This is a genomic window from Pseudomonas alloputida (genome assembly GCF_021283545.2).
GTDB lineage: Bacteria > Pseudomonadota > Gammaproteobacteria > Pseudomonadales > Pseudomonadaceae > Aquipseudomonas > Aquipseudomonas alloputida.
Genome location: NZ_CP128540.1, coordinates 6128567 through 6148998, shown reverse-complemented (window position 1 = coordinate 6148998; position 20432 = coordinate 6128567). Strand labels below are relative to the sequence as shown.

Below are 20432 nucleotides of genomic sequence, written 5' to 3'. Positions count from 1 at the left end.
GGGCTTACTCCGGCAGCAGGCTTTCGCCAGCATACAGTTCGGCGACGGTCTCGCGGCGGCGTACTTCGAACGCCTGGTCGCCGTCGACCAGGATTTCAGCGCAACGGCCGCGGGTGTTGTAGTTGGAGCTCATGACAAAACCATAGGCGCCCGCGGACTCTACGGCCAGCAGGTCACCTTCGGCCAGGTTGAGGACGCGGTCCTTGCCGAGGAAGTCGCCAGTCTCGCAGATAGGGCCGACCAGGTCGTAGGCGCGGCCTTCGCCTGCACGTGGCTTGACCGCGCTGACACCCATCCAGGCCTGGTACAGGGCCGGGCGGATCAGGTCGTTCATCGCTGCATCGATGATGGCGAAGTCCTTGTGTTCGGTGTGCTTGAGGTATTCCACGCGGGTCAGCAGCACGCCGGCGTTGGCGACGATGTAGCGGCCTGGTTCGAACACCAGGGCCAGGTCGCGCTCGCCCACGCGCTCGCGGATGGCCTTGATGTAGTCGGCCACCCGTGGTGGCTGTTCGTCGCGGTAGCGCACGCCGACACCGCCACCCAGGTCCAGGTGGCGCAGGTGTATGCCGCACTCGGCCAGGCGGTCGACCAGCACCAGCAGGCGGTCGAGGGCGTCGAGGAAGGGCTCGACGGTGGTCAGCTGCGAGCCGATGTGGCAGTCGACACCGACCACTTCCAGGTTCGGTAGCTGTGCGGCGCGTACGTAGATGGCCTCGGCATCGGCAATGGCGATGCCGAACTTGTTTTCTTTAAGGCCGGTGGAGATGTACGGGTGGGTACCGGCATCGACGTCCGGGTTGACCCGCAGCGACACCGGGGCAACCTTGCCCATTTCGGCGGCGACTACTTGCAGGCGCTCCAGCTCGTCGGTGGATTCGACGTTGAAGCAGTGCACGCCAACTTCCAGGGCGCGGCGCATGTCTTCACGGGTTTTGCCGACGCCGGAGAACACCACGCGGTCGGCACGCCCGCCAGCGGCCAGCACACGCTCCAGTTCACCACCGGAGACAATGTCGAAGCCTGCGCCCAGGCGCGCCAGCACGTTCAGCACGCCAAGGTTGGAGTTGGCCTTGACCGCGAAGCACACCAGGTGCTCGGTGCCTTGCAGGGCGTCTGCGTAGCTACGGTACTGGGCCTCGATGTGGGCGCGCGAGTACACGTAGGTGGGGGTGCCGTAACGTTCAGCAATGGCCGACAGGGCCACGCCTTCCGCGAACAGCTCACCGTCGCGGTAGTTGAAAGCGTTCATCTGGTTTCCTTACTGCGCTGGCGACTGCTCGGGCTCGGACTCGGACTGCAGCTCGGGCTGCTGTTCTTGTGCCGGGGCCGGCTTGGCTTTTGGCTGGTGCTGGTGCGACGTGTGCGCTTTGCCGTTATCGCCATCTTCAGGCAGATACAGCGGGCCTTTCTGGCCACAGGCCGAAACGAGGCAGGCAACAGCGACCAGCGCCGCGAAGGAGGAAATCAGGCGCTTCATGGGTGAAATCCTTAGAAAAATGCAGTATTGCGCCCGAGTATACCGAGCGACCGGCGGCTTGCCTATGCAAGGACCGGTCCGCCGGGCGGGCTATGCTTAGCCTCTGCGCAGCCCCCTGTAGGAGCGGGCTTGCCCGCGAAGAGGCCGGTGAAGGCAACGGCTAAACCTTTGCATTCGGCGGCAAGCGCCCGTATCTTGCCCGGCTTGCCTGTAACGCAGCCAATTTCGAGGTTCCTGCAATGAGTTTGAGTGAAGCGCGTTTCCATGATCTGGTCGACGCGACCCAACAGGCCCTGGAAGATCTGTTCGACGAGAGCGGCCTGGACCTGGACATGGAGAACTCCGCCGGTGTCCTGACCGTCAAGTTCGAGGGCGGCGCCCAGCTGATCTTCAGCCGTCAGGAGCCACTGCGCCAGCTGTGGCTTGCCGACCGCTCCGGTGGTTTCCACTTCGATTACGACGAAGACAGCGGCAAGTGGGTGTGCGAAAAGAGCGAAGAGTTGCTGGGGGAAATGCTCGAGCGTATCGTCTGGGAGCGGGCCGGCGAGAAGCTGGACTTCGACGAAATCTGACATGAGTAGCGCCCAGGCCCGGCCGCCCAAGCCGCTTTACAGCAACGTCAGCCCTGCAGTGCCGTCACCGTGCATCAGCGTATGCCGGCTGGACGAACAACGGGTGTGCACCGGTTGCCATCGGCATGTCGAGCACATTCGCGAATGGCGCTCGGCCGATGACGAACGGCGCCGGCAGATCTGCCGCGAGGCCCAGGTCTTGCGCGAGCAGGCTAAGGCACACTGAGCGCAGGGGCTTGAGTATTTGCCCGGCTGTGGTAGTGTCGGGTTCTGCGTCGGTGACGCCAAAGCCTTCTCAAACCCCGCCCTTGGGCGGGGTTTTGCTTTATTTGCACATTGAAAACTGCCTGTTCAAAGGAGTCTGACTGGATCATGAGCACCAAGCCTTCCCTCATCCTCACCCGATTGGACGTACAGCGTCTGGAGCGTCTGATCGACAGCCTCGACGAGAGTACGCCGGGTGTGCTCGCCCTGCAGGACGAGCTTGACCGCGCCGAGCAGGTGGTCGGTCACGAGGAAGTGCCGGCGGGCGTGGTGACCATGAACTCGCGGGTGCACTGCCGTGAGGAAGCCAGCGGCAAGGACTACCACCTGACACTGGTGTACCCCAAGGATGCCGGGCCGGAAGGCAAGGTCTCGATCCTGGCGCCGATTGGCTGCGCCTTGCTCGGGCTGTCGGTGGGCGAGCAGATCGATTGGCCGGCACCGGGGGGCAAGACCCTCAAGCTGAAGCTGCTGGAAGTGGAGTACCAGCCGGAAGCAGCGGGCGATTACGACCTGTAAGGGCCAGGGGGCCGCTTCGCGACCCATTTGCAGCACAAGGCTGTTCCACAGCAGTCTTGTGCTGCGAGTTCAGGCGCCCTGCGCCAAAACCTGTTCCAGCCCCTCATTCAAAGCCTGCTCCAGCACCCGCTTGTAGCTCAGGTAGACCTGCGTTGCCCCCAGCCGGTCATCCAGCAGCTCGGACAAATCCAGGTCGGTGATATAGCACCGGTACCGCTCTGCGCCACGGCGCTGACCGATGATCTGCCGGGCCACCACCGCGTACAGCTGCTCACCATGTTCCAGTTCGGAAAACTCCTGCTGGTCGCAGTACAACGTCACATGCGCCACACCCGCTACACCGGCCTGGATAATCGCCTGTACCTCATAGTAAGGCTGGTCGCTGCCCTCGGCCGGGGCCAGGCGCGGCTCGATGCTGCGTGCCTTGCCTGGGCCGGTGGGCAACAGCTGCGCGAAGTGGATATCCAGCGAGGCGGGCCGCAGGCTATCGAGGGGCAGGCGTGCATCGCGGCGCATCACCACCGAGCGCAGAAAGCGTTGCAGTGGCAACAGCAGATGCGCTTCGTCATGCAGCGGCAGGCGTTGTTGCCACAATGCGTTGTATTCATCCAGCACATACACGTCGGCCCAGCCGCCCTGCAGGCGGTAGAACACCTGAATACAGGCTGGCCGGCCTTGCTCCAGCACCAGGCGCAGGTCGTGATCCTGCAGGGCATTGGCATCCAGGTACAGCGGGCTGTAGACACTGCGTTCTTCGCCCAGGTAGGCCAGCAGCGCCTCATGCTCGGCCAGGGTCGTCAGGCTGACATGCTCGGGCAAAAGCTCCAGCACATGGGTGTGTTGGGCCACTTGTAGCAGGTAGCGGTGGTGGAGCCCTTGGTCCCGCAGCAGCTGCACAGTGTCGAAAATTTCCTCTACGCGCTGGCCGATAGGCTGGGCGCGGCTTTGGCAGAAGCAGCGTACCCGCACCCGTGGCCGGTGGCCGCGCTGCGCCGGGCTGTTGAGGAAGTCGCGCAGGCAGCGCACCAGCGCGTGTTCGCCGTCATAGCGCTGGACCAGCACCTCGTTCCAGCTGTTGACGGTGACCTGGTCCAGGGTCAGCACCAGGTTTTCGCGCACGCCAGCGTAGCTCAACGCGTCGGTGCGCTCTGTGGTCATCAGCACGTTCAGGTCGCGGTGGTGGCGCAGCGGGTCGACGCCGACGTTGACCAGCAACAACACCTCATCGGCAACGCTGGGCTGCAAAAGGCGCACTTCGCTGACGGTCGGCAAGGGCAGGGGGATACTTTGCCGCAGACAGCCCAGCAGGTTGAACAGCTCGAACTCCCCGAGGTCGCTGGCCCCTGGATGCAGCGCCATGCGGGTGCTGCTGTCGATCACCCCGTTGCGATGGGCCCAGGTCAGCAGTTCGAGTAGCTCGCGGCAGCGCTTCATCGGGCTGAAGTGCTGTACCTCATGGGTGCTCAGGTTGCCGCTGTACAGCTCCCAGTGGTAGCTGCCCGGCTCCTTGCGGTTGGGTGCCTGGACCAGCGTCAGGGTGTCTTCGGCGAGGTCAGGGGCGATGCCGGGGTTAATCACTTCGACCTTGCCGGCGCGGCGCTCGAAGGCGGCGTACAGGCGCCGGCCCAGCACATTGAGGTCGCGCTGGTCGGCGCGGCTGCTGGCGTTCTGGGTGCGGGCGAACTGGCTGAGGAAGCGATAACTGAGGTTAAGCTCGGCCACCAGCTCACGCCGCTCGACGGCGACCTGCTGCACTTTCCATTGGCTGCGGCTGTCCAGCAGGGCCAACTGGCGCTGGTCCCAGCCCCATTCGTCGGCCAGGCGCTGCAGCAGCCGACGTTGCCAGCCATGGCTGCGGCCCTGGTCGCTGAGCTTCTTGTTCACCTTCAGGTACAGGCTGCGTCTTACCAGCTCCAGGCGCGCGGTTTCGCCGCGTTGCAGCAGGTAACGTTCGATGCGCCGGTAGACCATCACGTAGGGGTCCAGCTCGTCGAGGTCGAGCTGGTTGGCAAACACTGCCTGCTTGTAGTCCAGGCTCAGGCAGCGCACCGCAGGGTGTTCGCTGGCGTAGGCTTCGGTTAGCAGCAGTTTGAGCAGCGATTTGTAGGGCGAGTCGATGCCTTTGAACAATTGCCACAGGCCAGCGCCGACGAACTCGCCGGGCGGAATGTGCGCCAGGTTGCCGAGGTCAAGGGCTTCCTGGCTGCGGATGAAGCGCTTGGACAGCAACGTCTGGGTGTAGCTGTAATAGTTGTGCTCCTCGTACACCGGTACCAGCCACCACAGCGGCGTGCGCCCGGCCAGCCACAGGGTGGTGCGGTAGAACTCGTCCAGCAGCAGATAATGCTGGGTGGTGCCGCAGTCGTCGGAGCCGAGCTGGCCATCGCGCTGACCTTGGGCGAAGCCCTGTGTGTCGATCAGGAAAAAGTGTGCTTCGGCGCCCAGGCTTGCCGCCCAGGCCTCCAGCAGCTGGCACTTGCGGCGCAGCTCACCCAGCAGCTGTTCGGGCAAGCCGGGTGCATGGCACACCCACAGGTCCATGTCGCTGTGCTCGGCCTGCGCCAGCGAGCCCAGGCTGCCCATCAGGAACAGGCCGTGGATCGGGCGTGGCGGGTTGCCATGCTGGGCCTTGTAGGTGAACGAGCGTGCCAGGCGTTGGGCATCTGCCACCAGCTCGGCGCTTGGCTCGTAAGCCGATACGCCCGCGGGGGTGCTGCCGGAGACGTAACCCGGCAATAGCGGGTGGTTCACGTGAAACAGCAGCGGCAGCAATGACAGTACCTGTTGCTGGCGCGTTGACAGGCCTTCCTTAGCCCGCTGCAGTCGGCCCTGGTTCAGATGCAGGAAGCGCGCACGCAATGTCGCCAGGACCTTGCGGTCGATGCCTTCGTCCAGGTCAGGGCGGATTTCGTGAGGGTGGTTCATTGCGCGCTCGGGCAGGCCATTGAAGCTGTGGCGAGTTTAGCCTGAGTGGCGGGGTCGGATAAGCGGTAATTGAATTTTTGGCGCCATTTTTCCAGCGCTGGCCTGCTCCAGCTTTCGCTGCGCTTCAGGCATGATGGGCGCATTGAGTTCATGTAGAGAGTGTCCAATGCGTGTATGGATCGATGCCGACGCCTGCCCCAAGGCGGCCAAGGATCTGATCGTCAAGTTCGCCCTCAAGCGCAAGTTCGAGGTGGTGATGGTGGCGGGGCAGGCGGTGGCCAAGCCGGCGTTCGCGATCGTGCGCCTGATCGTGGTGCCCAGCGGCATGGATGCGGCCGACGACTACATTGTGGAGCACGCCGTGCCGGGCGAGCTGGTGATCTGCAGTGACGTGCCGCTGGCCGACCGCCTGGTGAAAAAGGGCGTGGCCGCGCTGGACCCGCGTGGGCGCGAGTTCGACGAGCGCAACATGGGCGACCGCCTGGCGGCGCGCAACCTGTTCACCGAGCTGCGTGAGCAGGGCCAGGTGGGGGGCGGGCAGGCGGCCTATGGCGAACGTGAGAAACAGGCGTTTGCCAATGCACTGGACCGGATCATTGCCCGGCTCTCGAAAGGCTGACAGATTCCTGTAGGCGACAGCCCAGGCTGGCGCGGTGGATGGCACCGGCTCTGCCGGTGTTCGCGGGTAAACCCGCTCCTACAAGCGATCGCGCAGTTGCCCCACAGGCTATCGCGCAGTTGCCCCACAGGTACCGCGTGGCCTTGAAGCCTGCGCTGGACCTGTGGGAGCGGGCATGCCCGCGAAGAAGCCAACGCAGTAAGTTACTCGTGCGTCAGCTCCAGCACTCGGTCCACCAGCTTGTAGATCCCGCCCGCCGCCTCGCTGATCGACTTGGCCTCCATGTACGCCGGGGTAGTCACGAGCTTGCGCTGGGTGTCTTCGACAATGTCGTGTACATCGCATTCTTCATGGGTGCCGCCCATCTTTTCGACAGCCGCCGCAGTGCCGGCATCGCGCCCGATGGTGCAGACCACCCCCGGCCCGTAAATCTTCGCCGCCAGCGCCGGCGAGATGCAGATCAGGCCTACGGGTTTGCAGGCGTCGGCAAAGGCTTCGGCCAATGCCAGCACGTCTGGGTTCACGCTGCAGTTGGCGCCTTCCACGGCAAAGTTGGAGAGGTTTTTTGCTGCCCCGAAACCGCCCGGCACGATCAGCGCATCGAAGTCTTCGGCCTTGGCCTCACGGATATCCTTGACCTCGCCGCGGGCGATGCGCGCCGACTCCACCAGTACATTGCGCGATTCGGGCATTTCTTTGCCGGTCAGATGGTTGATTACATGCATCTGTGCGATGTTCGGCGCGAAGCACTGCACCTGCGCACCGCGCTGGTCGAGGCGCAGCAGCGTGATCACGCTTTCGTGGATTTCGGCGCCGTCATACACGCCACAGCCGGAAAGAATCACCGCTACTTTTTTTGTCATGCTCATTACTCCAGTGTCGAGGCGCTAAATGTCCTCTAGTTTGGCAGATGTCGCCATAGGGATTCCTGTGGGTGCGGCCTAATCTTGGTGGATAACGCCTGAGGTCGCGCCCATGGACCTGATACTGCTGGCCGTACCATTCTTTTTTGTGCTGATAGCCGTAGAGCTGGTCGCCGACCGCGTGCGCGGCCAGCGCAATTTCACCCTGGCCGACTCGATCAACAGCCTGAGTACCGGCGCACTGTCGACCAGTACCGGCCTGCTGACCAAAGGCGTAGGGCTGGTCACCTATGCTCTGGCCTTCGAGCACCTGGCGCTGCTGCAATTGCCGGCGCAGGCAGGGTGGGTCTGGTTGCTGGCCTTTGTCCTGTACGACTTCTGTTACTACTGGCTGCACCGCCTGGGGCATGAGCGCAACGTGCTGTGGGCTGCGCACTCGGTGCATCACCAGAGCGAGGAGTACAACCTCACCACGGCACTGCGCCAGACCAGTAGCGGGTTCATCTTCTCGTGGCTGTTCTACCTGCCGCTGGCGCTGCTGGGCGTGCCGCCACTGGTGTTCATTACCGTGGCCTCGCTCAACCTGCTGTATCAGTTCTGGGTGCATACCCGGCATATTCCCAAGCTTGGCTGGCTGGAGTGGGTGTTGATCACGCCGTCCAATCATCGCGTCCACCATGCGCAAAACCCTGCTTACTTGGATCGCAATTACGGTGGTGTGTTCATTCTCTGGGACCGTCTGTTCGGCACTTTCAAGGAGGAGGACCCGGCCGAGCCGGTGGTGTTCGGGGTGACCACGCCGCTGGCCAGCTGGAACCCGCTATGGGCCAACCTGCAGTTCTATGCCCAGCTCTGGCATGACGCCCGGCGCACCACCAGCCTGTGGGACAAGCTGCGTATCTGGTTCATGCCTACCGGCTGGCGCCCGGCCGATGTGGCCGCACGCTACCCGCAGGCCAAACAGGACCTGGCGCTGTTTCGCAAGTTCGAGATTGCCCTGGGGCGCGGGCAACAAGCCTATGTGGCGGCGCAGTTCGTGGTTTATGTGGCCTTGGGCAGCTACCTGATGGACGTGGCTGACCGCGTGCCGGCCGCCGCGCTGGTGCTCGGCTGGTCACTGATGGCGTTTGGTTTGTTCGTGCTGGGCGCGTTGCTGGAGAACCGGCCCTGGTCTGCACGCCTTGAGTTGGCGCGGTTGTGTCTGAATGCGCCGGCATTGTACTTGGCCGGCGCCTTGGGCTTAGCGGTGGTCGTGCCGCTGACCTGGCTTCTGCTCGTGGCTTACAGCCTGCTCAGCCTCTGGGGGCTGGGCCTGGCTCGCCGCCCTGCGCTCCGCGCGCAGAGTACGGAAGCGCCGGCGCAGCCACAGCAGGCCGCCCAGCGCCACCAGGCCGCCAAGCACCCATAGCTCGTAACGCTTGACGTTGCCCAGCAAGCCTTCGAGGATGGCGCCGAAGTGGTAGGCGGCGGCGCCCAGGGCCACTGCCCAGACGCCCGCGCCAATACCGTTCAACAGCAGGTAACGGCGTGGCGGGTAACCCGACAGGCCGATGGCCACCGGCATGACCGTGCGTAAACCATAGACAAAGCGGAAGCTCAGCACCCAGATATCGGGGTGGCGGCGGATGTGGTCCAGCGCCCGGTCACCCATTGCCTGCCAGCGCGGCTTGCGCGCCAGGATCCTGCGCCCGTGGCGTCGGCCCATGAAGTACCACAACTGGTCGCCCGCGTAGCTGCCGAAGAAGGCCACCAGGCATACCAGATTGATATCCATGTAACCGCGGAACGCAAGGAATCCCGCAAGCACCAGAATGGTCTCGCCTTCAAAGAAGGTGCCTAGAAAAAGGGCGAAGTAGCCGAAATCCTGCAGGAATTGTTGAAGCATTTTCTGAGGTGCTGGCGAAATGAACGCGCAGCCTACCCCTTCGCGCGCGTTCGTGAAAGTGTCCAAATGTGTCTCGACGTGAACATTTCCAGCGCAGACAATGCCACAAGCCACTTGCCACGGCTTGCCCATGTGTGTAACACGGGCGTCATAATGAGCGCTTATCTTGCCGCTCAATAGATGATAGGGCGTTAACGTCCTCAGGAACGCCAGATGAATAATGAAGTGCTAAGCCCTGTCGCGATCAAGGATGCTCAGGAGCTCCCAGAAGAGATGCTGCAGACCCCGCCAGACCTGCCTCCGGTGGCCGAGCCTGTAGCGGAACAGGTGGTCGAGGCTGTGGCTCCGGTGCCCGCGCCGTCCCCGACCATCGCCGTCCCTGGCCTGGACGACAGCAGCCTGTACATTCATCGCGAACTCTCGCAACTGCAGTTCAATATCCGGGTGCTGGAGCAGGCACTGGACGAGAACTACCCGCTGCTGGAACGCCTCAAGTTCCTGTTGATCTTCTCCAGCAACCTCGACGAGTTCTTTGAGATTCGCGTCGCCGGCCTGAAGAAGCAGATCAACTTCGCCCGTGAACAGGCCGGCGCCGATGGCCTGCAGCCGCACCAGGCGCTAGCGCGTATCAGCGAACTGGTGCACATCGAGGTAGAGCGCCAGTACGCGATCCTCAACGACGTGCTGCTGCCTGAGCTGGAAAAGCACCAGATCCGCTTCATCCGCCGCCGCTACTGGACACCCAAGCTCAAGACCTGGGTACGCCGCTACTTCCGCGACGAAATTGCCCCGATCATTACCCCGATTGGCCTCGACCCGACTCACCCGTTCCCGCTGCTGGTGAACAAGAGCCTCAACTTCATAGTCGAGCTCGAGGGGGTGGACGCCTTCGGTCGCGACTCGGGCCTGGCGATCATCCCGGCACCACGCCTGTTGCCGCGGGTTATTCGCGTGCCGGAAGAGGTGGGCGGCCCGGGCGCAAACTACGTGTTCCTGTCGTCGATGATCCACGCGCATGCCGACGACCTGTTCCAGGGCATGAAGGTGAAGGGCTGCTACCAGTTCCGTCTGACGCGCAACGCCGACCTGGCGCTGGACTCTGAAGAGGTCGACGACCTGGCCCGCGCGCTGCGCGGCGAGCTGTTCTCGCGCCGCTACGGTGACGCCGTGCGCCTGGAAGTGGCCGACACCTGCCCGAAACACCTGTCGGACTACCTGTTGAAGCAGTTCAGCCTCAGCGAAAGCGAGCTGTACCAGGTCAATGGCCCGGTCAACCTCACCCGCCTGTTCAGCATCACCGGCCTGGACAGCCACCCGGAACTGCAATACACACCGTTCACCCCGGCGATCCCCAAGCTGCTGGCGAACGCTGACAACATTTTCAGTGTGATCAGCAAGCAGGACATCCTGCTGATGCACCCGTTCGAGTCCTTCACGCCAGTGGTCGACCTGCTGCGCCAGGCCGCCAAGGACCCGCACGTGCTCGCCGTGCGCCAGACCCTGTACCGCTCGGGGGCTAACTCGGAAATCGTCGACGCCCTGGTGGATGCGGCGCGTAACGGCAAGGAGGTCACTGCGGTGATCGAGTTGCGTGCGCGTTTTGACGAAGAGTCCAACCTGCAGATGGCCAGCCGCCTGCAAGCGGCTGGTGCGGTAGTGATCTACGGTGTGGTTGGCTTCAAGACCCACGCCAAGATGATGCTGATTCTGCGCCGCGAGCAGGGCGAGATCGTGCGTTACGCGCATCTGGGCACCGGCAACTACCACGCCGGCAACGCCCGCCTGTACACCGACTACAGCCTGCTGACTTCTGACGATGCGCTCACCGAAGACGTCGGCAAGCTGTTCAGCCAGCTGATCGGCATGGGCAAGACCCTGCGCATGAAGAAGCTGCTGCATGCGCCGTTCACCCTTAAAAAGGGCATGCTCGACATGATCGCGCGGGAAACCCAGTTTGCCCTTGAAGGCAAGCCGGCGCACATCATCGCCAAGTTCAACTCGCTGACCGACGCCAAAGTCATCAAGGCGTTGTACAAGGCCAGCCAGTCGGGCGTGAAAATCGACTTGGTGGTGCGTGGCATGTGCTGCCTGCGCCCGGGCATTCCGGGGGTTTCGCACAACATCCAGGTGCGCTCGATCATTGGCCGCTTCCTCGAGCACACGCGGGTGTTCTACTTCCTCAATGGCGGCGAAGAGCAGATCTACCTGTCCAGCGCCGACTGGATGGAGCGCAACCTCGACAAGCGTGTCGAGACCTGCTTCCCGGTGGAAGGCAAGAAACTGTTGCTGCGGGTGAAGAAGGAGCTGGAAGGCTACCTGACCGACAATACCCACGCCTGGACCTTGCAGCCAGACGGGCGCTACGTGCGCAGCACCCCGACCGGCAACCAGAACCCGCGCAGCGTTCAGGCGACCCTGCTGGAGCGCCTGAGCAACCCGGTCCTCAACGTACGCTGAGGACGAAGCCGACCCGGGCCAGCCACTCCGCCTCGTTGGCGAAGTCGGCCTGGGTCAGCTGGTTCTGCTGCAGCCAACCTTCAGGGAAGGCTACATCCAGGCTGTTGTCCCCGCCGTGCAGTTCTACCGTTGGCATCTGCTGGGTGCCGCGGATGTGGTGGAACAGGATGGCAAAGCGCAGCAATACGCACAGGCGCAGCAGCTTGACCCCTTCATCACCCAGTTCGGCGTAACGGTCCTTGGGGATGTTGCGGCGGTGGCCGCGTACCAGCAGGGCCATCATCTGCTGATCTTCCCGGGAAAAGCCTGCCAGGTCCGAGTGCTCGATCAGATAGGCGCCGTGCTTGTGGTAGTGATAATGGGCAATGTCCAGCCCGATTTCGTGCACTTTCGCGGCCCAGCCCAGTAGATCGCGCCAGTTTCCGTCTTTCAGGTTCCAAGCGTCGGCCACCTGGTCGAATGCGTGCAACGCCTTGCGCTCGACGCGCGCAGCCTGGCCCTGGTCCACGTGATAGCGCTCCATCAGCGAGTTCAGGGTGCGTTCGCGCACGTCTTCGTGGTGGTGGCGGCCAAGCAGATCGAACAGCACACCTTCGCGCAGGGCGCCGTCGCAGTGGTCCATGCGGTTCAGTTCAAGGGCATCGAAGATCGCTTCGAGAATCGCCAAGCCCGCCGGGAAGATAGCGCGGCGGTCTGGTTTGACGCCGTCGAAGTCGATCTTGTCGACTTCGCCCAGCTTGAACAGCTTGCGTTTGACCCAGGCCAGGCCTTCGGCGTTGACCTCGCCATTGCCCAGGCCGCCGGCCTTGATGGCCGCGCCGATGGCGCGAATGGTGCCGGATGAGCCGATAGCCTCATCCCAGGTCAGGCGGTGCAGGGCATTTTCGATGCTCATCAGTTCCAGGCGTGCGGCAGTGTAGGCCTGGGCATAGCGGGCCGGGGTGATCTTGCCGTCGCGGAAATAGCGCTGGGTAAAGCTCACGCAACCCATCTGCAGGCTTTCGCGCAGCAGCGGCTCGAAGCGCTGGCCAATGATGAATTCGGTACTGCCGCCGCCGATGTCGGCCACCAGGCGCTTGCCGGGTGTGTCGGCCAGGGTGTGCGACACGCCCAGGTAGATCAGGCGCGCCTCTTCACGGCCAGAGATGACCTCCACCGGGTGGCCGAGGATGGCTTCGGCGCGCTGGATGAATTCGTTACGGTTGCGCGCTTCGCGCAAGGCGTTGGTACCGACGATACGCACGGCGCCTGCCGGCATGCCGTTGATCAGCTGGGAAAAGCGCTTGAGGCAATCCAGGCCCCTTTCCATTGCCTCTTCACTGAGCATGCGCTCTTCGTCGATGCCGGCGGCCAGTTGAACCTTCTCGCCGAGCCGCTCAAGGATACGGATTTCGGTATGGTGGGCCTTGGCCACGACCATGTGAAAACTGTTGGAGCCAAGGTCGATGGCGGCGATCAGGGACAGGTTCTTCGCGATGGTATGCGGCATGATCTGGTTGTTCTCGGTCGTTAACCTGGCAATCGTGCCACGATAGCAGGCTATCGCCAACGCGTGACACTCAGCCGTTGTACTGGCCTTGATGCAAGGCAATGTGCCATTCGATTCTATGACGGCCATATGACAGTTTCGATTCGCGGCGTCTTGCGCAACTATAGTTACACTCAATCGTCCGTGGCTTCCTGTCCGGCGTAGGTGCGGCTATCATGGGCCACGTTTTTTGCTTACGACCCTGGAGATATCCATGAGCAGCGATCTGATCAAACATGTCACCGACGCCTCCTTCGAAGCCGATGTCCTGAAGGCCGAAGGCGCGGTACTGGTCGACTACTGGGCTGAATGGTGCGGTCCATGCAAGATGATCGCTCCGGTTCTGGACGACATCGCTTCCACCTACGAGGGCAAACTGACCGTCGCCAAGCTGAACATCGACGAGAACCAGGAAACCCCGGCCAAGCACGGTGTGCGTGGTATCCCGACGCTGATGCTGTTCAAGAACGGCAACGTCGAAGCCACCAAGGTTGGCGCACTGTCCAAATCGCAGCTGGCCGCATTCCTCGACGCCCACCTGTGATGTGAAAAGGCCCCGCAAATGCGGGGCTTTTCTTTTTCAGAGCACTAGACGCAGAAAAAAGCAAGTGTTACATTCGGCCTCGCACTGCTTTTCCAGTGCCCTCTACATGCCGTCGCCGAAGCATCCCTAATTCGAATCAGTACGCGATCCTGTCGCCATCCAGCGGCGCGGCCTCATTAAGCCAGAAGCTTAATTCTCCCTTCTTACATGATTACGTCATTCCCCTTATGAACCTGACTGAACTCAAGCAAAAGCCGATTACCGATCTTTTGGAAATGGCCGAACAGATGGGCATCGAAAACATGGCCCGTTCGCGCAAACAGGACGTGATTTTCGCCCTGCTGAAGAAGCATGCGAAAAGCGGCGAAGAGATCTCGGGTGACGGCGTGCTGGAGATTCTCCAGGATGGTTTCGGTTTCCTGCGTTCGGCTGATGCGTCCTACCTGGCCGGCCCAGACGATATCTATGTCTCGCCCAGCCAGATCCGCCGTTTCAACCTGCGTACCGGCGACACCATCGTCGGCAAGATCCGCCCACCGAAGGAAGGGGAGCGTTACTTCGCCCTGCTGAAGGTCGATACCATCAACTTCGACCGCCCGGAAAACGCGAAGAACAAGATCCTGTTCGAAAACCTGACGCCGCTGTTCCCGAACAAGCGCCTGAAGATGGAGGCCGGTAACGGCTCCACCGAGGACTTGACCGGTCGCGTCATCGACCTGTGCGCCCCGATCGGCAAAGGCCAGCGCGGCCTGATCGTTGCCCCGCCGAAAGCCGGTAAGACGATCATGCTGCAGAACATTGCGGCCAACATCACCCGTAACAACCCTGAGTGCCACCTGATCGTCCTGCTGATCGACGAGCGCCCGGAAGAAGTGACCGAAATGCAGCGCACCGTGCGTGGCGAAGTGGTTGCTTCCACCTTCGACGAGCCGCCAACCCGCCACGTGCAGGTTGCCGAGATGGTGATCGAGAAGGCCAAGCGCCTGGTCGAGCACAAGAAAGATGTGGTTATCCTGCTGGACTCGATCACTCGACTGGCGCGTGCCTACAACACCGTGATCCCGAGCTCCGGCAAGGTGCTGACCGGTGGTGTCGACGCCCACGCCCTCGAGAAGCCCAAGCGCTTCTTCGGTGCTGCGCGTAACATCGAGGAAGGCGGTTCGCTGACCATTATCGCCACTGCGCTGGTTGAAACCGGCTCGAAGATGGACGAAGTGATCTACGAAGAGTTCAAGGGTACCGGCAACATGGAGCTGCCGCTGGACCGCCGCATCGCTGAGAAGCGTGTGTTCCCGGCCATCAACATCAACCGCTCCGGCACTCGCCGCGAAGAGTTGCTGACCGCTGACGACGAGCTGCAGCGTATGTGGATTCTGCGCAAGCTGCTGCACCCGATGGACGAAATCGCTGCCATCGAGTTCCTGGTCGACAAGCTCAAGCAGACCAAGACCAACGATGAGTTCTTCCTGTCGATGAAGCGCAAGTAAGCGAGCGTTTCAGGCTGGATTGATTGGGGCCGCCTTGCGGCCCTTCGCGGGCAAGCCCGCTCCTGCACAGGTCATTGCGGCCCTTGTAGGAGCGGGCTTCCGCGAAGGGATGCAAAGCGGCCCCAATGCATTTTCACCCCCAAACAAGGCCCGAACGGCGCTACACTCTGCACCCCGACCGATACGGCCAACACGAGGCTCCTGCATGCAGTATCGCGACTTGCGCGACTTCATTCGTGGCCTGGAACAGCGCGGCGAGCTCAAGCGCATCCAGGTACCGATCTCCCCCGTCCTGGAAATGACCGAGGTCTGCGACCGCACCCTGCGCGCCAAGGGCCCGGCATTGTTGTTCGAAAAGCCCACCGGCTTCGACATCCCAGTGCTGGGCAACCTGTTCGGTACCCCGGAGCGGGTGGCCATGGGCATGGGCGCCGAGTCGGTCAGCGAACTGCGGGAAATCGGCAAGCTGCTGGCCTTCCTCAAGGAGCCTGAGCCGCCCAAGGGCCTGAAGGACGCCTGGTCGAAGCTGCCGATCTTCAAGAAGGTCGTGTCGATGGCGCCAAAAGTGGTCAAGGACGCGGTGTGCCAGGAAGTGGTGGTCGAGGGTGACGATGTCGACCTTGGCACGCTGCCGATTCAGCACTGCTGGCCTGGCGACGTGGCGCCGCTGATTACCTGGGGCCTCACCGTGACCCGTGGCCCGAACAAGGACCGCCAGAACCTGGGCATCTACCGCCAGCAGGTGATCGGCCGCAACAAGGTGATCATGCGCTGGCTCAGCCATCGTGGCGGCGCCCTCGATTACCGAGAGTGGTGCGAGAAGAACCCCGGCCAGCCGTTTCCGGTCGCCGTGGCCCTGGGCGCTGACCCAGCGACCATTCTCGGCGCGGTGACCCCGGTCCCGGACACCCTTTCCGAGTACGCCTTCGCCGGCCTGCTGCGAGGCAATCGCACCGAGCTGGTCAAGTGCCGTGGCAGCAACCTGCAGGTACCGGCAACCGCCGAGATCATTCTGGAAGGGGTGATCCACCCAGGCGAAATGGCCCCGGAAGGCCCTTACGGCGATCACACGGGCTACTACAACGAAGTGGACAGTTTCCCGGTGTTCACCGTTGAGCGCATCACCCACCGGCAAAAACCGATCTACCACAGCACCTACACCGGCCGGCCGCCAGATGAGCCGGCCATTCTCGGCGTGGCGCTGAACGAAGTGTTCGTGCCGATCCTGCAGAAGCAGTTCCCGGAAATCACCGACTTCTACCTGCCGCCGGAAGGCTGCTCGTACCGCATGGCGGTGGTGACCATGAAGAAACAGTACCCAGGCCACGCCAAGCGCGTAATGCTGGGTGTGTGGTCGTTCCTGCGACAGTTCATGTACACCAAGTTCGTTATTGTCACCGATGACGATATCAACGCTCGTGACTGGAACGATGTGATCTGGGCCATTACCACGCGCATGGACCCCAAGCGTGATACGGTAATGATTGACAATACCCCGATCGACTACCTGGACTTTGCGTCACCGGTGTCGGGGCTGGGTTCGAAGATGGGCCTGGACGCTACGCACAAGTGGCCGGGCGAGACTACACGCGAATGGGGCCGGGTCATCGTCAAGGATGAGGCCGTCACCCGCCGTATCGATGAGCTGTGGGATCAGTTGGGAATAGATTGATGCAGGTAACGTTGCAGCCGTCCGGGGCGGTGCTGGCGCTTGAACCCGGGGAAAGGATCCTGGATGGAGCACGGCGGCTGGGCTATGACTGCCCAAACAGCTGCCGCAATGGCAATTGCCATGTTTGCGCCGCGTTGTTGGTTGAAGGGCGGGTTCGCCAGGATGGCGAAGTCCGCGACCATGGCGAGTTGTTCACCTGCATTGCCGAACCGCTGGAGGACTGCGTGTTGCTCTGGGACGGTGTGCTTGCCTTGGGCGAACTGCCAGTGCGCAAGCTGGCGTGCAGCGTCAGTGAGTGCGTCGACGTCGGCGGCGACGTCTGGCGGGTGCGCCTGCGTGCGCCTGCCGGCAAGCCTCTGCGCTACCACGCGGGGCAATACCTGATGATCGAACGTGAGGGCGGCAAGCAGGCAGCCTTCTCGCTGGCGTCCGCGCCACATGCCGGGCGTGAACTGGAGCTGCATGTGCTGGCGCGTGAGCCCAGTGCGGTGCAACTGATCGACCAGCTCAGGCGAGATGGCCTGGCGCGCATCGAAATGCCGTTTGGCGACACCCACCTGGCCGAGCTGCCTGACGGGCCGCTGGTGCTGATTGCCGCTGGCACCGGAATGGGCCAGATGCACAGCCTGGTCGAGCACTGCCGGGCTCAGGGCTTCAAGCACCCGGTTCACCTGTATTGGGGGGTGCGCCGGCCTGAGGATTTCTATCAGATAGAGCACTGGGACGAATGGCAGCGTCTGCCTAACCTGTTCCTGCATCAAGTGGTCAGCGACCTGTGCGGCTGGGAAGGCCGCTGCGGCATGCTGCATGAAGCGGTCTGCGAAGACATTGCCGACCTCAATAGTGTGCATGTGTATGCCAGCGGCTCACCGAACATGATCTATGCCACGCTCGACGCCCTGGTCGAAGCCGGTATGGATGCGCACCGCATGCGTGCCGATGTGTTTGCCTACGCGCCGCGCGGTTAATAACCGAAGTTTGAAAGTATCGGTATAAGGCGGTAATTGTTACCGCCTTGGCCAATAACTTTCACCGCTGCTGAAACAGTACTTCCCAGTCGTCGGAGCCGTGTATGAAACGCGTGCTCAAGGGCTTGAGTATTCCTGCAATTCTGGCCTATGGTTACCGCAAGCGCCCTTGGTAAAGCGGCCTGGGGCCGCAGCGTAATCGAATCTCGCTACATCTGTAGTTCACAGGAATAATGGCGGCAGCTTATGTCGGCACTTGAAAGTATGTCTTGGGAAGTTTCATACCCTCCGGCACTTGATTTCGGTCAGCAACATACTCGCGAACAGTTGTTCAGCTCCATGAAGACAACCATGTCCAGGCACCAGGGCGGGCCTGTGTGGCTGTTTGCCTATGGCTCGTTGATCTGGCGCCCGGAGTGCAATTCGGTGGAGCGCCAGCGCGCGCGGGTACATGGCTATCACCGTGGCTTGTACCTGTGGTCCCATGAACATCGCGGTACCCCGGAAACGCCCGGCCTGGTGTTTGGCCTGGACCGCGGTGGTTCCTGCAGCGGCTTTGCCTACCGGCTGGATGAACGCAACCTGGACGACTCACTGATGGCCCTATGGCAACGCGAGATGCCCTATCCGGCATACCGGCCGCACTGGCTCAACTGCCGCCTGGGTGATGGTAGCAAGGTGCAGGCCTTGGGCTTTGTACTGGAGCGGCATCTGCCGTGCTATGCCGGCAACTTGCCGGATACCTTGCTCAGCCAGATCCTGGCCAGTGCCAAGGGGCGTTATGGCACCACGCGGGAGTATGTCGAGCAGACCTTGAATGCACTGCGCAGTCACCAGATGCCCGATCGCAACCTGGAAGCGCGATTCAGGCGTTGCCACAATCTGCGCGAAGTGTGAGCAACCTGTTCCGGCCTCTTCGCGGGTAAACCCTGCACGGTCGCCTGTAGGAGCGGGTTTACCCGCGAAGAGGCCGCTACTGCCTTACCTGGCCAGCACCACCAACTTACCCACAGCCTGCCGTTGCCCCAGCTTCTCGATAGCAACCCCGGCTTCTGCCAGTGGATAAGTCTGCGACACCAGCGGCTTCAACTTGCCCTCGGCATGCCAGGCAAACAGCTGGTGGAAGTTGGCCGCGTTGTCCTCCGGCTGGCGCTGGGCAAATGCCCCCCAGAACACGCCCAGTACCGCCGCGCCCTTGAGCAGCACCAGGTTGGCCGCCAGCTGTGGAATGCTGCCACTGGCAAAACCCACCACCAGCAGCCTGCCATTCCAGGCCAACCCGCGCACCGCTTGTTCGAACAGCTCGCCACCGACCGGGTCATAGATCACGTCCACGCCCTGGCCACCGGTCAGGCGTTTGATTTCTTCGCGCAGGTTGGCCTGGCTGTAGTCGATCAGCTCATCCGCCCCGGCAGCCTTGGCCACGGCCAGTTTCTCGGCACTGCTGGCCGCCGCGATCACCCGCGCGCCCATGGCCTTGCCGATCTCCACCGCCGCCAGGCCCACCCCGCCGGAAGCGCCCAGTACCAGCAGGGTCTCGCCGGCTTGCAACTGGCCACGCTGGCGCAGGGCGTGCATCGAGGTGCCGTAGGTCATGCCGAAGGCCGCAGCGGTGGTGAAGTCCATGCTCGCCGGGATCGGCAGAACGTTATAGAACGGCACCGCCACTTGCTCGGCGAACGCACCCCAGCCGGTGAGCGCCATGACCCGGTCGCCGACCTTGAACGCGCCGGCCTTTTCGCCGACGGCGGCCACCACGCCCGCTGCCTCGCCACCTGGAGAGAACGGCAGCGGCGGCTGGAACTGGTACTTGCCTTCGATGATCAAGGTGTCGGGGAAGTTGACCCCGGCAGCTTGCACGTCCAGCAGGATCTCGTTCTTCTTCGGCAGTGGGCTGGCCACCTCTTCCAGCACCAGGTTGCGCGCCGGACCCAGGGTTTTGCACAACACAGCTTTCATCGGAGCTATTCCTTTGCGGGTAGTGGCCGATAAGTGTAGGAGGGCCGCTTGGCAGGTCAACGAGCATGGCCCGCCCTGATGGGCCGGCATAAGCCCGGGCTTGGGTTTGAGCGGTGTGCTGGGTAAGCTGGCGCCAACTGTATTGAGGAGCGAATTCGTGAAAGCGTGGATCTTGATGGTGCTGGCGCTGCTGCTGCCGGCTGCGGCCATGGCCGAGGAAGCCAAGGAAGGGGTGCCCAAGGTCGCCTACATCAGTCTGAGCCCGCCCTTCGTTGGCAACTATGCGCTCGACGGCAGCCCGCGGCTGCGCGTGTACAAGGCTGACGTGGCCCTGCGCGTGACGGGCGACGAAGCGGCCAAGACGGTAAAGCACCACGAACCGCTGATCCGTAACCAGCTGGTGGCACTGTTCACCCAGCAGACGGTGGACAGCATGAGCAACGTCGAGGCCAAGGAGCATCTTCGCCAAGAGGCGCTGAAACAGGTGCAGCAGGTGCTGGAGGCGGAAGAGGGCAAGCCGATCGTTGAAGACTTGCTGTTCAACAACCTGATCGTGCAGTGACCTGAAACAGGGTGAGGTCCATCACTGGTAAGTCGGATTGAATTCAGGCTTACCCCGTGTGTAGGACCCTTCTGTCTTTCCTGTAAGCCCGCCAGTTTTCAGTTTTTGGGGCCATGGCCAAGCTAGAT

General features: G+C 62.5%; 18 protein-coding genes and 1 pseudogene. 12 read left to right on the top strand and 7 right to left on the bottom strand.

Translation table 11 applies throughout. The features are described 5' to 3' along the window. Positions 1 to 4 precede the first annotated feature (4 nt). Both lysA and lptM read right to left on the bottom strand, forming a co-directional pair. A complete protein-coding gene (lysA, locus tag LU682_RS28395) occupies positions 5 to 1252 on the bottom strand; it encodes a diaminopimelate decarboxylase (RefSeq protein WP_010955746.1) in 1248 nt (415 codons plus the stop codon). A 9-nt stretch (positions 1253 to 1261) separates the two neighbouring features. Further along, a complete protein-coding gene (lptM, locus tag LU682_RS28390) occupies positions 1262 to 1480 on the bottom strand; it encodes an LPS translocon maturation chaperone LptM (RefSeq protein ID WP_010955745.1) in 219 nt (72 codons plus the stop codon). 239 nt (positions 1481 to 1719) lie between these two features. Between lptM and cyaY the strand changes: the two genes are divergently transcribed. From cyaY to rnk, 3 genes are all read left to right on the top strand, one after another. Continuing rightward, the gene (gene cyaY / locus LU682_RS28385) at positions 1720 to 2052 is read left to right on the top strand and encodes an iron donor protein CyaY (RefSeq protein ID WP_004575827.1); all 333 of its coding nucleotides are present in this window, start codon (positions 1720 to 1722) and stop codon (positions 2050 to 2052) included. 1 nt (position 2053) lies between these two features. Further along, on the top strand, positions 2054 to 2278 hold the full coding sequence (locus tag LU682_RS28380) for a DUF1289 domain-containing protein (protein ID WP_003253651.1): 225 nt from the start codon (positions 2054 to 2056) through the stop codon (positions 2276 to 2278). A 146-nt stretch (positions 2279 to 2424) separates the two neighbouring features. Next, positions 2425 to 2835, top strand: coding sequence for a nucleoside diphosphate kinase regulator (rnk, locus tag LU682_RS28375; RefSeq protein WP_003253652.1), 411 nt, complete (start codon positions 2425 to 2427; stop codon positions 2833 to 2835). Positions 2836 to 2904: 69 nt separating this feature from the next. Here the strand turns inward: rnk and LU682_RS28370 are convergent, their stop codons facing one another. Beyond that, entirely contained in the window at positions 2905 to 5760 is a 2856-nt protein-coding gene (locus LU682_RS28370; protein ID WP_010955744.1) for a class I adenylate cyclase, read from the bottom strand. A 166-nt stretch (positions 5761 to 5926) separates the two neighbouring features. Here LU682_RS28370 and LU682_RS28365 point away from each other — a divergent pair, with 166 nt between their 5' ends. Next, the gene (locus LU682_RS28365; RefSeq protein ID WP_014592810.1) at positions 5927 to 6379 is read left to right on the top strand and encodes a YaiI/YqxD family protein; all 453 of its coding nucleotides are present in this window, start codon (positions 5927 to 5929) and stop codon (positions 6377 to 6379) included. Between the two features lie 203 nt (positions 6380 to 6582). Here LU682_RS28365 and elbB read toward each other — a convergent pair whose 3' ends face one another. Then, positions 6583 to 7242 carry an isoprenoid biosynthesis glyoxalase ElbB gene (gene elbB / locus LU682_RS28360; RefSeq protein WP_049588334.1) on the bottom strand — a complete coding sequence of 220 codons (660 nt, stop codon included), beginning with the start codon at positions 7240 to 7242 and terminating at the stop codon, positions 6583 to 6585. A gap of 112 nt (positions 7243 to 7354) precedes the next feature. On the opposite strand from elbB, the pseudogene LU682_RS28355 reads away from it, so the two are divergent. After that, positions 7355 to 7933, top strand: a pseudogene (locus LU682_RS28355) (sterol desaturase family protein); the annotation flags it as partial. A gap of 549 nt (positions 7934 to 8482) precedes the next feature. Here the strand turns inward: LU682_RS28355 and LU682_RS28350 are convergent. Then, on the bottom strand, positions 8483 to 9127 hold the full coding sequence (locus LU682_RS28350; protein WP_010955740.1) for a DedA family protein: 645 nt from the start codon (positions 9125 to 9127) through the stop codon (positions 8483 to 8485). Between the two features lie 213 nt (positions 9128 to 9340). Here LU682_RS28350 and ppk1 point away from each other — a divergent pair, with 213 nt between their 5' ends. Further along, on the top strand, positions 9341 to 11584 hold the full coding sequence (gene ppk1 / locus LU682_RS28345) for a polyphosphate kinase 1 (protein ID WP_049588332.1): 2244 nt from the start codon (positions 9341 to 9343) through the stop codon (positions 11582 to 11584). Here ppk1 and ppx read toward each other — a convergent pair. Continuing rightward, positions 11571 to 13073 carry an exopolyphosphatase gene (gene ppx / locus LU682_RS28340; RefSeq protein ID WP_010955738.1) on the bottom strand — a complete coding sequence of 501 codons (1503 nt, stop codon included), beginning with the start codon at positions 13071 to 13073 and terminating at the stop codon, positions 11571 to 11573. The genes ppk1 and ppx overlap by 14 nt on opposite strands. A gap of 253 nt (positions 13074 to 13326) precedes the next feature. Between ppx and trxA the strand changes: the two genes are divergently transcribed. The 5 genes from trxA (at position 13327) to LU682_RS28315 (ending at position 18680) form a co-directional block, all read left to right on the top strand. Further along, on the top strand, positions 13327 to 13656 hold the full coding sequence (gene trxA / locus LU682_RS28335; RefSeq protein WP_003253660.1) for a thioredoxin TrxA: 330 nt from the start codon (positions 13327 to 13329) through the stop codon (positions 13654 to 13656). 227 nt (positions 13657 to 13883) lie between these two features. After that, positions 13884 to 15143 (top strand): transcription termination factor Rho, encoded by a 1260-nt coding sequence (rho, locus tag LU682_RS28330; RefSeq protein ID WP_003253661.1) that lies wholly within the window; start codon positions 13884 to 13886, stop codon positions 15141 to 15143. A gap of 205 nt (positions 15144 to 15348) precedes the next feature. Next, entirely contained in the window at positions 15349 to 16815 is a 1467-nt protein-coding gene (gene ubiD, locus LU682_RS28325) for a 4-hydroxy-3-polyprenylbenzoate decarboxylase (protein WP_003253663.1), read from the top strand. Continuing rightward, positions 16815 to 17783, top strand: a complete 969-nt coding sequence (locus tag LU682_RS28320; RefSeq protein WP_010955736.1) for a CDP-6-deoxy-delta-3,4-glucoseen reductase — start codon at positions 16815 to 16817, stop codon at positions 17781 to 17783. The genes ubiD and LU682_RS28320 overlap by 1 nt, the downstream gene beginning before the upstream one ends. A 246-nt stretch (positions 17784 to 18029) precedes the next feature. Further along, entirely contained in the window at positions 18030 to 18680 is a 651-nt protein-coding gene (locus LU682_RS28315) for a gamma-glutamylcyclotransferase (RefSeq protein ID WP_020192777.1), read from the top strand. 84 nt (positions 18681 to 18764) lie between these two features. On the opposite strand, the gene LU682_RS28310 is transcribed toward LU682_RS28315, so the two are convergent. Beyond that, positions 18765 to 19742: an NADPH:quinone oxidoreductase family protein gene (locus LU682_RS28310; RefSeq protein ID WP_010955734.1), complete on the bottom strand. Its 978-nt coding sequence runs from the start codon at positions 19740 to 19742 to the stop codon at positions 18765 to 18767. A gap of 157 nt (positions 19743 to 19899) precedes the next feature. Between LU682_RS28310 and LU682_RS28305 the strand changes: the two genes are divergently transcribed. Beyond that, positions 19900 to 20304 (top strand): flagellar basal body-associated protein FliL, encoded by a 405-nt coding sequence (locus LU682_RS28305; protein ID WP_003253671.1) that lies wholly within the window; start codon positions 19900 to 19902, stop codon positions 20302 to 20304. The last annotated feature ends 128 nt before the right edge of the window (positions 20305 to 20432 follow it).

Bases quoted from the DNA above. Each gene is read 5' to 3' on its own strand.
- cyaY (WP_004575827.1), top strand. From the start codon at position 1,720: ATGAGTTTGAGTGAAGCGCGTTTCCATGATCTGGTCGACGCGACCCAA.
- rnk (WP_003253652.1), top strand. From the start codon at position 2,425: ATGAGCACCAAGCCTTCCCTCATCCTCACCCGATTGGACGTACAGCGT.
- rho (WP_003253661.1), top strand. From the start codon at position 13,884: ATGAACCTGACTGAACTCAAGCAAAAGCCGATTACCGATCTTTTGGAA.
- LU682_RS28320 (WP_010955736.1), top strand. From the start codon at position 16,815: ATGCAGGTAACGTTGCAGCCGTCCGGGGCGGTGCTGGCGCTTGAACCC.
- ubiD (WP_003253663.1), top strand. From the start codon at position 15,349: ATGCAGTATCGCGACTTGCGCGACTTCATTCGTGGCCTGGAACAGCGC.
- LU682_RS28350 (WP_010955740.1), bottom strand. From the start codon at position 9,127: ATGCTTCAACAATTCCTGCAGGATTTCGGCTACTTCGCCCTTTTTCTA.
- lptM (WP_010955745.1), bottom strand. From the start codon at position 1,480: ATGAAGCGCCTGATTTCCTCCTTCGCGGCGCTGGTCGCTGTTGCCTGC.
- LU682_RS28370 (WP_010955744.1), bottom strand. From the start codon at position 5,760: ATGAACCACCCTCACGAAATCCGCCCTGACCTGGACGAAGGCATCGAC.
- ppx (WP_010955738.1), bottom strand. From the start codon at position 13,073: ATGCCGCATACCATCGCGAAGAACCTGTCCCTGATCGCCGCCATCGAC.
- LU682_RS28310 (WP_010955734.1), bottom strand. From the start codon at position 19,742: ATGAAAGCTGTGTTGTGCAAAACCCTGGGTCCGGCGCGCAACCTGGTG.
- lysA (WP_010955746.1), bottom strand. From the start codon at position 1,252: ATGAACGCTTTCAACTACCGCGACGGTGAGCTGTTCGCGGAAGGCGTG.
- elbB (WP_049588334.1), bottom strand. From the start codon at position 7,242: ATGACAAAAAAAGTAGCGGTGATTCTTTCCGGCTGTGGCGTGTATGAC.
- ppk1 (WP_049588332.1), top strand. From the start codon at position 9,341: ATGAATAATGAAGTGCTAAGCCCTGTCGCGATCAAGGATGCTCAGGAG.
- trxA (WP_003253660.1), top strand. From the start codon at position 13,327: ATGAGCAGCGATCTGATCAAACATGTCACCGACGCCTCCTTCGAAGCC.
- LU682_RS28315 (WP_020192777.1), top strand. From the start codon at position 18,030: ATGTCGGCACTTGAAAGTATGTCTTGGGAAGTTTCATACCCTCCGGCA.
- LU682_RS28380 (WP_003253651.1), top strand. From the start codon at position 2,054: ATGAGTAGCGCCCAGGCCCGGCCGCCCAAGCCGCTTTACAGCAACGTC.
- LU682_RS28365 (WP_014592810.1), top strand. From the start codon at position 5,927: ATGCGTGTATGGATCGATGCCGACGCCTGCCCCAAGGCGGCCAAGGAT.